Here is a 13,188-nt window from a genome sequence, read left to right as displayed (position 1 = left end):
CACCGCGGTGTGCAAGACGCGTGATACGACGAATGCGCTTTTTGAGGCGAATTCTTGAAGCGTGCGGCAGCGTGCGACGAGACGGCGAAGGCGGCGAGAAGTCTCCGCGCCTTCGCCCTACTATTACGCCGCGCTACCGCCTTATTGAAACGGATTCTGTACGACGCCCGGCTTGGCATCGGGCTCGTCCTTCACCTTTGCGGGCAAATTACCCTGCGCCTGCAAGCTGGCGACGATCGCATCCACCGCTTCCTTCAGTGCGATCGCCGCTTTCAATCCGCGCTGATCCTGTGTCAGTTCCAGCGTGCCGTTCAGCACGATGCGCGTGGTGCCGTTGCTCACGGTCAGCGCATCGCCCTGAATGTTGAGCACGTCGTCGTCGTTCGAATAGGGTTTAAACACCTTTCAGTCCTCCCGGTCGCTGATCTTTGAGGCTCTCCGGAATGCCCGGAAAACGGACGCCCGACATCGCCTCGAGTTCGTGAATCGTCTTGATGTCATAACGGTTGGTCGAAACATTGTCCACCACCACTGAGAACGCCATCTGCCGCGAAGGCACGTATACCACCTTGAACAACTGCGTCGGCACGAACACGCGCGTCGGTCCAATGGTCTGCAACTGCTGGCCGTTGAAGATCGGGCCGGTGACGACATACGTATCGTCGTACGAGACCGCGATCTTGCGCACGGAGGTTTCAATGCGTGCCCACAGGCGCTGGTTGTTCTCGCGGTTTTGCGGCACGACGTTGGCGAGCGAGAACGATTGTGCCATCGCTTCCTGATTCCAGCGATTGCCCGCCGGGCTCATGTGGCCGCGATCGAATCCGCTGCGTTTATAGTCCGCTAACGTGGCGCCTTCGCCGTCTGGCAAACGTGCGTCTTCAAAGAACTTGTTGGTGCGCACCATATCTTTGGCCGCCTCGATATGGTCGCGCGTGAGATGCTCCGCGGACCACAGCGGACCATGTGTAATACCCGAATGCAAAACCGCGAAATCGCTATAGCAGAGCATGCGCGTTTTGGGGGCCATCTTCTGATTGCTCAGAACCGGCCATTGCGCATTCGGCGTGAACTGGGTGCAGGAAGGCGCTGCGCTCGCGTGAGCTGCAACGGCTAACAACAGAGAGGCAAGCCACTTCTTCATGTGTCAGTCGATGGAGGGATGGGGGCGCAAGTATAGCGTTGCCATGCAAGGTCTGGCATCGGCAACCCTTCACGTCGCAGGACCAGAGCCCGGTATCCCAGAGCAGCAGCGCGCCGAGAAAGATCGATTGCAACGGATGATTGAGTAATGGCTCGAGCGTCTCGCCAAAAAGCATGAAGCGGCCGGCGAACATAGCGAAGAAAAAGCGTGTAGAGGCCGATATCGATGCGCCAGAACCATTCGGCCAACGCGGCCTTGAGGCAGCCTCGTCGGCTGCTCTCGACGGCACGGCAATGCTTGATCGCCCGCGACACATTCGCGTCCAGCAGATGGCTGTCGCACCGGGCATCGTTTTGATGCGACTCCGACATGCACCGCAGCCTGTGCGCTGAAGTGAGGATCATCCTGCCCGCACATTCCACCGTGTGATCTGCGCAAGCGCGGCAAGCCTCGCCATCAATGAAACCTCTCGTCCGCATCGCGCACATAATTTCCACAAATTAAGCTGGCTGCCAGAATTTTTTGGCAAGTGCCGTGAAATAACGTTGTTTCCTATTTTTTTGTCAGGTATAAATACGAACAACTGTGCGACTGGCGCACTAAATTGGGAGATATGGGCATGGCGGTCGGCAGAAATGGGGAGCGAGAAACGGCGGGTCATTCGGGAAAACGGCGCCGACTGCTCAAGTTGGCAGCATCGGCCGGCTTGTCGGCTGCGGCAGGTTTGCCGTTCGGCCGCGCCGCCTTCGGCGCGGAGCCGATCACGTTGCGCTGGTGGTCGACTCAGGCGGCGCCTGATCAACTGAAGGCCTACAAGGCGCAAATTGCCGGGTTCATGGCAGCGCATCAAGGCGTTAAGGTGGTGTTCGAAGCAACGTCCGACGAAGGCTATCCCGCGCAACTTGCTGCGGCCTTCGCGGCGAATCAGGTGCCGGACATCATCACGCACCTGCCTTCGTATGCAGCGCAAACGTATTACGCCGACGGCCTGGTTGCCCCTATCGACGACGTCGTTGCAGCCGTAGGTGCAGACAAGTACTACCCCAGCGCGAACGACGTGTTCAAAACCGCTGACGGCAAACTGTGTGCGACGGGACTCGCGAATACCGCGGCGGATGTGTTGTGGATCCGGCGCGATCTGATGCAGAAAGCTGGCGTGGAGAAGGTGCCCGAAACATGGGATGAGTTGCGCGCCGCGTGCAAGAAAATGCAGGGCGGGCGTATTTACGGCGCACCGCTGCCGTACGGACTGAACAGCATGACGTCGCTGATCATGCTGGGCTTCATCCACCGGGCGGGCGGTCAGGTGTTCACGCCAGACCTGCAGGTTGCCATCGACAGCCAGGCGACGCTGGACGCACTCGACTTCTACAAATCGATGCGTGAATTCTGCCCGCCGGGCGCGACTGGTTACAGCTGGGGTGAAAGCCTGACAGCGTTCGTATCGGGTTCGACCGCGACGGGCATTTATGGCGGACGCATACTCGACAACATCGCGACGCAGAATCCTGGTATCGCGGATTTCGTCACGTGTGCGACTTACCCGACCATTTCGAAATCGGTTCCGCCTTGGACCTATAACGACTTTCCGTGCATCTTCATTCCGAAGAAAGCCAAGAACATTTCGGCATCCAAACTGTTCGCGGAATATCTTTTCGATCCTGCCGGTTATATCTCGGAGTTGCTCGGTGCACCCGCGCACCTATTGCCAGTATTGAAGACCATTGCCGCGGACCCTCGTTACATTAGCAATCCGATCATCAGGAAGTATCCGAAAGAAGTAGCGCTGATGTCCGCCGCGGCAGCGGCGGGTCATAACCTCGGTTATGAGTCGCCGGCGCATAAGCCGAACCGGCGCGCCAACGAGATCGTCGCAAGCAACGTTCTGGCCGAGATGGTGCAGCGCGTCGTGCTGAACAACGAAGCGCCAAAGCCAGTGGTTTCCGCCACGGCGAAGAAGCTCGAAGCATTGATGAAAGCCTGAGCGATGAGCCCGGAATACCGCCTGCAAATCGCGGGCGGTATTTACAGCACGTCTGTGCCAGCCAGCGTCCGCGCTTCCTGGCAGTCAGGCAGAGATGGATCCGTTACGGAAATACGCATGGCTACCGCCTCATTGTCCAGCATGGGTGTTCGTTCGCTCGAGTCTGCTTATAGTCGGCTCGGTATTCTGCTGATCGCCCCCGCGATGTTGCTGCTGATTGCAACGATCGTGTATCCGCTGCTCTACGCGCTGTGGCTTTCGCTGAATTCGGTATATACGCCGACCCAGCAATCGTCATTCGTCGGGCTGGCCAACTACCGCGACATGCTCGGCTCGCCGACATTCTGGTTCTCCCTCTGGGTCACCATCGTCTGGACCACCTCGACGCTGATCCTGCAGATTCTCTGCGGCGTTGGGATGGCGTTGCTGCTGAACGAAAAGATTCTGTTCCGCTCGGCGGCGCGCAGCCTCGTACTGTTTCCGTACTTCGTGTCGACGGTGGTCGCGGTGCTGGTCTGGCGCTGGCTGTTCAACGACCTCTACGGCCTCCTGAACCAGGTTCTGCTCGAATTGCATCTTGTCGATGCGCCGGTGAACTGGCTGGGACAGATGCCGAATGCGATGATCAGCATAGTGCTGGTGGGTACGTGGAAGTACTTTCCGTTCGTCGTAATAGCGGTACTGGCGCGCCTTCAAACCATCCCGTTGTCGCTTTACGAAGCAGCGCGTATGGACGGAGCGGGCCCGGTCGGCCGATTCTTCGACGTCACGTTGCCTCAATTGCGCGAGGTGCTGGGCGTCGTGATCCTGCTGCGCATCATCTGGGATTTCAAGGAATTCGACCTGTTGTATCTGATGACCGGCGGAGGGCCGGTCAATCAGACGCGCTCCGTGCCGCTACTGGTCTATCAACAGGCGTTCGGTCTGAACCAGATGGGCACGGCCTCCACCTCGGCGGTGGGCATGATGGTGGTCATGGGGCTGCTGATGGCGGCTTATCTCTATCGTTCGCAGCGCACGAGGAGTCAAGATGCGAGCCGATAAATTCAACCCGCTGGCGTCGCTCGTGACCTGGGTGATCGTGATCCTGATGGTATTTCCGCTGATCTGGATGGTGCTCACGTCGATCAAGCCGCAAAGTGAATTGTTCGTCTTTCCGATCAAGCTGTTGCCGGAACACGTAACGTTCGAGCATTACCGGCGATTACTCGAAGACACACCTTTCCTGAGCTATTTCTGGAATTCCGTGATGCTTTCGGTAGCGACTACGGTCGTAGTAATGGCGGTGGCGACACTTGGTGGCTACAGTCTCGCGCGCTTCAGATATCGCGGTCGCGAGACGATCGCCGTGGCGGTGCTCTGCACCTATCTGATGCCGTCGGTCGTGCTCATCATTCCGCTCTATCTGATGATGGTGAAGCTCGGGCTCGAGAACACGTTGACCAGCCTCGTGATCTCGTACACCACGTTCGCACTGCCATACGCGCTGTGGCTGCTGCGGTCGTTCATGGCCGGTATTCCAGAAGATCTGGAGGCCGCCGCGCTCGTAGACGGTGCAGGCCGCCTCGGCGCGTTCAGGGACGTGATCCTGCCGCAGGCGCTCCCAGGCATTATTTCGACCGCGCTCTTCACATTCATTCTGGCGTGGAACGAGTACCTCTACGCACTCGTCATGGTCAACACCGATGAGACGCGACCGCTTACTACCGGTGTGATGAATATGCTCGTGTCGTCGTTCAACATTGAGTGGTCTTTGCTGATGGCGGCTTCCGTGATGATGAGCGTTCCATTGCTGTTCTTTTTCGCCTTCATGCAGCGCTATCTGACAAGCGGCTTTGGCGCGGGCGGAGTAAAGGGATGAATACCGGCAACACCAGACACACGCATTCTGGAGCAGATAAATGGCAGCAGTAAGTTTCAGGAACGTACGCAAGGTTTTCGGCGAGACCGTCTCCATCCCGTCGCTCGACCTCGATATTCGCGACGGCGAATTCGTATGTCTGCTCGGGCCTTCGGGCTGCGGCAAGACGACTACGCTGCGCATGCTAGCAGGCCTCGAACAACCGACGAGCGGCGCAATCCACATCGGCGGTCAGCAGGTGCATGAACTGCCGCCCGCCAAACGCGATATCGCAATGGTGTTCCAATCGTACGCGCTTTACCCGCATTTGACGGTGGCGGAGAACATTGTCTACCCGCTCAAAAAGCGCGGTGTACCGAAAGGCGAATGGCCGGCGATGCTGGCGAGCATCGCGCAGTTGCTGCAACTCGAACCGTTGCTGGCCAGAAAGCCAAAACAGTTGTCTGGTGGTCAGCAGCAACGGGTTGCGCTCGGTCGCGCGCTGATTCGAAAACCGAAAGTGTTTCTGCTCGACGAACCGCTCTCGAATCTGGACGCGAAGCTGCGCGCGCATATGCGGGCAGAACTGATCGAGCTACACAGACGGATCGGCACGACGACAGTCTACGTCACGCACGATCAGCTCGAGGCGATGACCATGTCAACGCGTATCGCCGTGATGAATGGCGGCGTCCTGCAGCAGTTCGGCACGCCTGATGAGATCTACTACCGCCCAGCCAATCAGTTCGTTGCGGGTTTCATCGGCACGCCGGCCATGTCGTTGATCGATGGTGACATGCAGCGCGACGATCACGGTTTCTCGGTGCGTGCCGGCGGTTTGTTGCTGAGACTGCCGAATTCGGCATTGCGCGGCGATGCGGCGCGCGAAGTGGCAATCGGATTACGCCCCGAGGACATCGTGTTGGGGCGAGGCGCGCACAGCGCTCGCATCAAGGTGGTCGAGCCGACCGGCCATGAATCGATCGTGCTGATGGAGTGCGGCGGCGCGACGCTTTGCACGCGGATTGCCAGCGACGTGCCGCTTGCCGCCGAACTGCGCGCCGGCCAGGACGTGCCTTTCGACGTCACGCTTGCGCGTGTGCATGTGTTTTGCCGGCAAAGCGGTTTGCGCCAGAACCGCGACGACGTCAACGTTACCGCGATCAAGCGCACCCGCGACGCCGCATGAACTTCGATTTCAATGACCACGGGATTCTGAATGAACCGAGATAGTGTGAACTGGGTCGGCGCAATGCCGGCAATCACCACGCCGTTCGACGATAACGGCAAGATCGATGAAAACGAACTGGGCGATGTCATCGAGCGGCATCTCGCGCTCGGCGCGACTGGCGTCGTGGTGGGCGGCTGCACTGGCGAATTCTGGGCAATGACCGCTGCGGAACGCAGCCGCTTGTTCGCGGTGTCGAAAGCGGTGATCGGTACGCGCGGCACGCTGATCGCAGGCACCGGGATGATTGGTGTGGAAGACACGATTGCGCTGACTTTGCAAGCCGAACAGGCGGGTTGCGACGGCGCGCTAATCCTGCCGCCTTACTTCGTCAAACTAACGGACGACGAAATCTACGCGCACTACGCCGCTGTCACCGCGTGTATCGGTTTGCCAGTGATGCTCTACAACATCCCCGGAAATGCGGTGAATTATCTGACACCGAAGCTGGTCGAGCGCCTGGGCCAACTGGAACGCGTGGTCGCCGTGAAGGAAAGCTCCGGTGACTGGAACAACTTTTACGGCACCTTCCTTGCCGTGCGGGACACTTTACGTGTCTTTTGCGGACCTTCCTCGGTATTCGGCGTGCCGGCGATCGAATTGGGCGCGGACGGTGTGATCGACTGTTTCCCGAATGTCTGGGACGAAGGAGGGCAAACGCTTTTCGAAGCTGCGCGCGATGGCGAACGGTTATTGGCCGCACGGCTCCAGGCTACGGGCCGTCGTTTGACCGATCTGTTTACGAGCGGGGGCCGCACGTTGTATCCGTCGACCAAAGCGGCGATGGATCTGCTCGGTCTTCCCGGCGGCGGCAAGCCGCGCGCGCCGCTGCGAGCGCTCAGCGCGAGCCAGTGCGACGCGCTCGCGGCCGGCTTGCAGGCGGAAGGTCTGCTGTAGAGCGGAAGGTGCACGGAAATATAAGCAAGGAGAGAACAATGACGCAACATCAAACGCAACCGAAGACGGATGCCAACCCCTGTGGCTTTTCCGTCCAGTACGGCAAATACATCGGCATTGGCGCAAACGGCAATCTGTGGGTCGACGGATGCGATGTGCAGGCACTCGCGGAAACGCACGGTGCGCCGCTTTACATCATTTCCGAAAACGAATTGCGCGACCGCTATCGTGCGTTTCGCGACGGTTTCCTTGCTCACTATCCGCAGGTCGAAATCCTGTTTGCGAACAAGTCGAATAACGGTCTTGCGATCCGCCACATTCTCAATCAGGAAGGCGCTGGCGGTGATTGTTTCGGCGTGAACGAGATGTATATAGCGTTGCTGGCCGGCACAGATCCGCAAAAGCTCGTGCTGAACGGATCGAACAAGCAGGACGAAGAGTTGGAGATGGCGATTGCCAACGGCATTTGCGTGAACATCGACGCAATGGACGAACTGGACCGTATCGACGTCATATCGAAGCGGCTTGGCAGGAAGGTCGCAATCGGCATCCGTTTGAAGCTCGACTTGCTGCCGCTTGCCGGACGCACGGGCGTGGCGATGCACGGTCCCGGCACGCTCAAGGAACAAAGCGATTCCACCAAGTGGGGCATGACGCGTGAGCAGACAGTCGACATCGTGAAGCGCGCCCAGAAGATGGCGAATATCGAACTGAAGGAAACGCATTTCCACCTGAGCCGCATGTCGAACGATCCGGAAAATTTCGCGATCATGGCACGCGAAATGATCGTCTGGTCCGGCTTCCTGCGCGACGAAACGGGCTGGACGCCACCATGCATCGATATTGGCGGCGGCTGGACCTTTGGGAAATGGTATGGCACGGGGCCGCGTTCGCAGATCGACGACAGCGCGGCGCCGACGCCGGACATTTACGGGCGCTTGTGCGGTGCGGCGATCCGTGAAGAAGCGGAGCGGCTGAAATTGCCGCTGCCCAAGCTGCGTATCGAACCGGGCCGGGCGATATCGGGGCCGTCTGGCGTCGCTGTTGGGCAGGTAGGGGCGATCAAACAGGGCGCGTCGAAGAAGTGGGTGAATCTCGACTTGTCGACGAATCATCTTTCGTGGGCGTCCGCGCTCGACTGGTATTACCACGCAGTCGCGGTCAAGGACACGGGGCGTGAGGCGAACGACCATGTCGATCTGGTCGGTCCGCTCTGCAATTCCGATGAAGTTGGTGCGGACCGGGTGATGCCGTTGCTCGAGCGGGGCGACTTCGTAGCGTTTCTCGATGCCGGCGGATACACGGAGTCCGGCGCAGCGCGCTACAACGCGCAATTGTTGCCGGCTACGGTGCTGGTCTCGGGCGATACCGCGGAGGTCACGACCGTGCGCGAGCAATGGCGTGATGTAGCGGGGCGCTTCAAGGTGCCTCCGCGCCTCCTGGCGGCCTCGTTCGCAAAGCCGGAGAAATAGGCCACGTTACTTACGGGTGCAACGGGAGGCTGCAGCGGGACGGTTCGATAAGCGGGCCGCCGCGCGGCTCAACAGGAGATAGGCCGACGCACGGTGCGCCGGCTAGCGGAGATGGTATGGATTTGGGAATCAGAGGACGTCGCGCGGTGGTATGCGGCGGGAGCAAGGGGCTGGGATTCGCGGCGGCGCGCTCGCTCGCGCGCGAAGGCGTGGACCTGACACTGGTCGCGCGGTCGCATGAGACGCTCCGCGTGGCCGCGCAACAACTTATCGACGAAACAGGAGTGAAAGTCGAAACGGTGAGCGCCGATCTGGGCACGGCAGAAGGCCGATCTGAAGTGCTGGCGAAAGCGGGGGTCGTGGATATCCTCGTTGCGAATCCCGGTATTCGCCAGGTGCCGGACGACTTCCGAACGCTCACCCGTGAGGCGTGGGACGGCTGGATGGAAGCTCACTTCTATTCGTCACTCGAATTGATCCGTGCCGTCGTGCCGGGCATGACCACGCGTGGCTTTGGCCGGATCGTCAATATGTCGGTAAGCTTCATCAAGTTTCCGCAGGTTGGCTTTGCGCCCAGTCACGCAGCGCGCCTCGCGCTGACCGGCGCGATTGCCGCAATGGCGCGTGAACTCATTGCGCGGAACGTGGTTATCAACAGCGTATGTCCGGGCCTGTTCGAGACCGACGCACTTATCACCAATCTGCACGGTCACGCGGCGCGCGGCAACACGACTTTCGAAGCGATCGTCGAAGACCGCTTGCGTCATTGCCCAGCCGGCAGATTTGCCGATCCGGCAGAATGCGGCGACCTGATCGCGTTTTTGTGCAGCGCGCAGAACGGTTTCATGACCGCCCAGAATATCGTCAACGACGGCGGCGTTTATCAAGGGCTATTCTGATGGCGCAAGTCGAAACGGAGGGACGCGTCGTGATGCTATCCGGCGCATCGCGCGGCATCGGCGCCGCTATCGCGGTGCGTCTATATGACGAAGGCTATACGTTGTCGCTCGGCGTACGCGACGCCACGAAGATCGCCCCGGCGCTGGCGGCGGATACCGCACGCGTGCTGATTGCGCACTACGACGCGTTTGAAGCGGCCTCGGCCACTTCATGGGTCGCAGCAACGCTCGAACGCTTCGGCCAGATCGACGCACTGATCAACAATGCCGGCATCCTGCTCGAAATCACGTTCGACCGCGGCGATGAAAGCGCGCTCGACCAGATGTGGGAAGTCAATGTGAAGGGTCCGTACCGCGCGATTCGCGCCGCCATGCCCGCCCTGAAATTGAGCGGCCGGGGCCGGGTCATCAACATTGCTTCGACCGATGGCAAGCGCTACCGGCCCACGGATTCCATCGGCTACTCGATGACCAAGCATGCAGTGATGGCGCTGACGCACGCGGCGCGTTTCGAAGGCTGGGATAGCGGCGTGCGCGCAACAGCGGTATGTCCCGGCGCGGTCAACACCGAGCTGATCGCGACATTCGCAAGCGCGAGCCCAGCGGCGGACCGGCTGGATCCGGAAACGGTTGCTGATACGATCGCCTTCCTGTTGTCGCTGCCGAACAATGCAACGGTGGCGGAACTCGTGCTGAACACCCGCCTGGAGCCGTCGCTTTGAAACAGGCCGCTTTCTCTTGCCGGACGCATCCCGGCATATGCGCTGATCGATCATGACCCAAACCATTCCTATCGAGTTCGAAGGTGCGACGTTGCGCGCGCGGCCCGGCGAAACGCTCGCGGCGACGCTAACCGCCCACGGCGTGCAAGATTTTCGAACTACCGCATCGGGGCAGCCGCGCGGCGTCTTTTGCGGAATGGGCGTGTGTCAGGATTGCCTGGTCGAAGTGGACGGCGTCGCCAATCGGCGCGCCTGCATGACGAAGATCGAAAAACCGATCAGCGTACGGCGCGGCGCGCATGGGCGACCGCTGATCGCGCCATCTCCATCCGCCGGCGTGAATGTGTCAGGCGCATTCACCGGCACGGACGAACCCGAGTTGCGCGAGCCCGAATTACTGGTGATTGGCGCAGGACCGGGCGGATTATCGGCGGCGCTCTTCGCGCAACGCGCGGGTGTCGGCGTAACCGTGCTCGATGAGCGTAGTCAGGCCGGCGGCCAGTACTACAAGCAGCTCGGCGTATCGGAGCAGGGCGTGTTGCCGGCGGACGCGCAACATCGGCGCGGTGCGGCACTCATAGATGCGGCCCGCAAGGCAGGCGTCCAGATTATTGCCGACGCGCCGGTCTGGGGCGCGTTCGAACCGAAGGAATTTATTGCGACGGTGCGGGGGCGATCCATTCGTTTTCGTCCCGCCGCCTGCATCGTGGCAGCCGGCGCGTATGAGCGCGGCTGGCAGGTGCCGGGCTGGACGCTGCCCGGTGTCATGACGACCGGCGCCGCGCAGACCTTGTGGCGCACGTCGCGGCGCCTGCCCGGCCAGCGCGTGCTGATCGCGGGAAATGGTCCGTTGAATCTTCAACTGGCGGCGGAGTTGCTGAGCGGCGGGGCGAGCGTCGCGGCGGTGGTGGAAGCGGCACCCGCGCCTGGCCTCGGCTCGCTCGATTCATTGCTGACTATGGGTCTTGCTGCCCCTGCGCTCGTCGCCGAAGGTGTCGGTTATCTGCGAACGGTAAAGCGACATGGCGTGCGTATCGTCAACGACACGGTGATCGAGTCGATCGAGAAAGTTGCCGGTGGACTTTCCGTGACGTTGGCGCATGTTTCGGGCGCGACGCTGACTCAGCGCATTGAAGTGGACGTGGTGTGTCTCGGCTACGGCTTCGAGCCGGCCAACGAACTGCTCCGCGCGCTGGGCTGCGTGCATGACTTCGATCCGCGCAGACGGCAACTGGCGACGCGCCGCGACGAGACAGGTCTGACGAGCATCGCGGGCGTGTATGCCCTCGGCGACTGCACGGGCCTCGGCGGTGCGAAAGCGGCGCTTGCCGAGGGCGTGGTCGTCGGTGCAGCGGTGGCTGCCGCGTTGGGCCATGCGCCCGCCGAAACGTTGATGCACGAACGTGCCCGCGCGGTCAATGAACTGGCCAGACAGCGCCGCTTCCAGCACGCGCTCTGGAACGTCTACGCGAGCCCGCTGACAGCACCCAGGGAGCGTTGTGGCGACACGGTGATTTGCCGCTGCGAGGAAGTGACTTTCGCTCAGCTCGATGCGGCGCTCGACGAAGGTCTCAGCACAGCCGGCGCGATCAAGCGACGCACGCGTATCGGCATGGGACGCTGTCAGGGCCGCTACTGCGCGCCTGTGCTGGATGAGATCGTGTGCGAACGCTTTGGCCGCTCGCGTGACGAGATGTCTGGTTTTGCCCCACGCGTGCCGGTCAAGCCGGTAACGATTGCGGAACTGAGCGGGCGCGGCAGCGGATCATGAGCCCCATCCGGATAGACGAATTGCCATGCCGTCAAACCGATGTCGCAGTGATCGGCGGAGGTATTGTCGGCTTGTGTCTGGCCGGCTTTCTTGCGCAGCGCGGCCGTGCGGTGACGTTGATCGATGCGGGCGGATCTTCGGCTTCGACAGCTAATGCCGGCAGCCTGCACGTGCAGATGCAAAGCCGCTTCATGCGGCTCTTTCCGCAGCGCGTGGCCGGTTTCGAACAGCAGTTGCCGCTCTATCCCAGAGCAGTTGAATACTGGCGGGAATTCGAGCGCGATATCGGCGCCGATTTCGAAATGAAAGTCTCTGGCGGGTTGATGGTTGCGGAGACGCCCGAGCAATTCGAATTTCTCGTGACGAAGAGTCGGCGTGAGCGCGAACTGGGTTTGTCGGTCGAGTTGCTCGAACGGGGCGATCTCGAGCGTATCGCGCCTTATCTCGGTCCAGCCGCATACGGTGCGGAATTGTGCGCCAACGAAGGCAAGCTCAACCCCCTCCGCTGCAATGCACAGGTGCGGGCGTGGGCGGTCCGTCTGGGCGTGACGATCGTCGACCGATGCAAGGTCGAACGACTGTGTGCCATCTCTCCGGGGTTCACGCTTGCCACCACGCTGGGTTCGCTCCAGGCGCGGCAGGTCGCAGTTGCGGCTGGTCCCGGTGCGCGTGCGTTGATGGATAGCGTGGGCGCTTTCCTGCCGGTGGAGCCCGAGCCGTTGCACATGAATATCACCGAGGCCGCGCCGCCGCTGATCCTGCATCTGGTGCAGCATGCGGAGCGTTCGATCACGCTCAAGCAGTTGTCTACCGGGCAAGTTGTGATCGGAGGTGGCTGGCCCGCGAAACTTGCACCCGGATCGGATTATCCTGTGGTTGATCCGGCGAGCCTGATTGGGAACGTTTCGCTGGCGCAATACATGGTGCCGTCGCTGGCGCAGTTGCAGATCATCCGCACGTGGGCCGGTCTGAATTCGAAGGTGGACGGGCGCGGTGTGCTGGGCGAGATGCCGGGTTTGCCGGGACTGCATGCGGCTATTCCTGGCGACGCCGGTTATACGCTTGGGCCGCTCACCGCCCGTCTGGTCGCCGATCTGATGACGGGCCGCGATCCGGGTGTCGACATGCAGCCTTATTCGCCAATGCGTCTGCAAGAGGAAGAGTTGCGGGCGCTGGCTGGACAATAAAACACTGGATTCATCCGCAGCGAAACTTCGGGCCACAACCAGCG

At 60.9% G+C, this 13,188-nt stretch carries 12 protein-coding genes; 10 read left to right on the top strand and 2 right to left on the bottom strand.

Going from position 1 to position 13,188, the window contains the following annotated elements:
• Positions 1-141 precede the first annotated feature (141 nt).
• Positions 142-402 carry a hypothetical protein gene (locus PDMSB3_RS35640; protein ID WP_007178607.1) on the bottom strand — a complete coding sequence of 87 codons (261 nt, stop codon included), beginning with the start codon at positions 400-402 and terminating at the stop codon, positions 142-144.
• Entirely contained in the window at positions 395-1,144 is a 750-nt protein-coding gene (locus PDMSB3_RS35635) for a DNA/RNA non-specific endonuclease (RefSeq protein ID WP_007178606.1), read from the bottom strand. The genes PDMSB3_RS35640 and PDMSB3_RS35635 overlap by 8 nt, the downstream gene beginning before the upstream one ends.
• A gap of 688 nt (positions 1,145-1,832) precedes the next feature.
• Here PDMSB3_RS35635 and PDMSB3_RS35630 point away from each other — a divergent pair.
• The 10 genes from PDMSB3_RS35630 to PDMSB3_RS35585 all read left to right on the top strand — a co-directional run bounded on the left by PDMSB3_RS35630 (position 1,833) and on the right by PDMSB3_RS35585 (position 13,144).
• Positions 1,833-3,128, top strand: coding sequence for an ABC transporter substrate-binding protein (locus PDMSB3_RS35630; RefSeq protein ID WP_157187733.1), 1,296 nt, complete (start codon positions 1,833-1,835; stop codon positions 3,126-3,128).
• Between the two features lie 117 nt (positions 3,129-3,245).
• Entirely contained in the window at positions 3,246-4,172 is a 927-nt protein-coding gene (locus tag PDMSB3_RS35625) for a carbohydrate ABC transporter permease (RefSeq protein ID WP_007178604.1), read from the top strand.
• Positions 4,159-4,989 (top strand): carbohydrate ABC transporter permease, encoded by an 831-nt coding sequence (locus tag PDMSB3_RS35620; protein ID WP_007178603.1) that lies wholly within the window; start codon positions 4,159-4,161, stop codon positions 4,987-4,989. Before PDMSB3_RS35625 ends, PDMSB3_RS35620 begins: the two co-directional genes overlap by 14 nt.
• Positions 4,990-5,029: 40 nt before the next feature.
• Positions 5,030-6,157, top strand: a complete 1,128-nt coding sequence (locus tag PDMSB3_RS38360) for an ABC transporter ATP-binding protein (RefSeq protein WP_007178602.1) — start codon at positions 5,030-5,032, stop codon at positions 6,155-6,157.
• Positions 6,158-6,187: 30 nt separating this feature from the next.
• Entirely contained in the window at positions 6,188-7,093 is a 906-nt protein-coding gene (locus PDMSB3_RS35610; protein WP_165189574.1) for a dihydrodipicolinate synthase family protein, read from the top strand.
• A gap of 38 nt (positions 7,094-7,131) precedes the next feature.
• The gene (locus PDMSB3_RS35605) at positions 7,132-8,565 is read left to right on the top strand and encodes a diaminopimelate decarboxylase family protein (protein ID WP_165189572.1); all 1,434 of its coding nucleotides are present in this window, start codon (positions 7,132-7,134) and stop codon (positions 8,563-8,565) included.
• A gap of 116 nt (positions 8,566-8,681) precedes the next feature.
• Positions 8,682-9,464, top strand: a complete 783-nt coding sequence (locus PDMSB3_RS35600) for an SDR family oxidoreductase (RefSeq protein WP_165189570.1) — start codon at positions 8,682-8,684, stop codon at positions 9,462-9,464.
• Complete coding sequence (locus PDMSB3_RS35595; RefSeq protein ID WP_165189568.1) at positions 9,464-10,186, top strand: SDR family NAD(P)-dependent oxidoreductase; 723 nt, start codon at positions 9,464-9,466, stop codon at positions 10,184-10,186. The genes PDMSB3_RS35600 and PDMSB3_RS35595 overlap by 1 nt, the downstream gene beginning before the upstream one ends.
• 52 nt (positions 10,187-10,238) lie before the next feature.
• Positions 10,239-11,957, top strand: coding sequence for an FAD-dependent oxidoreductase (locus PDMSB3_RS35590; RefSeq protein WP_007178597.1), 1,719 nt, complete (start codon positions 10,239-10,241; stop codon positions 11,955-11,957).
• On the top strand, positions 11,954-13,144 hold the full coding sequence (locus tag PDMSB3_RS35585; protein WP_007178596.1) for an NAD(P)/FAD-dependent oxidoreductase: 1,191 nt from the start codon (positions 11,954-11,956) through the stop codon (positions 13,142-13,144). Before PDMSB3_RS35590 ends, PDMSB3_RS35585 begins: the two co-directional genes overlap by 4 nt.
• The last annotated feature ends 44 nt before the right edge of the window (positions 13,145-13,188 follow it).

This window comes from Paraburkholderia dioscoreae (assembly GCF_902459535.1).
GTDB classification, from domain to species: Bacteria; Pseudomonadota; Gammaproteobacteria; order Burkholderiales; family Burkholderiaceae; genus Paraburkholderia; species Paraburkholderia dioscoreae.
The sequence above is the reverse complement of the archived record's forward strand: the minus strand, read 5'-3'. Positions and strand labels throughout refer to the sequence as shown.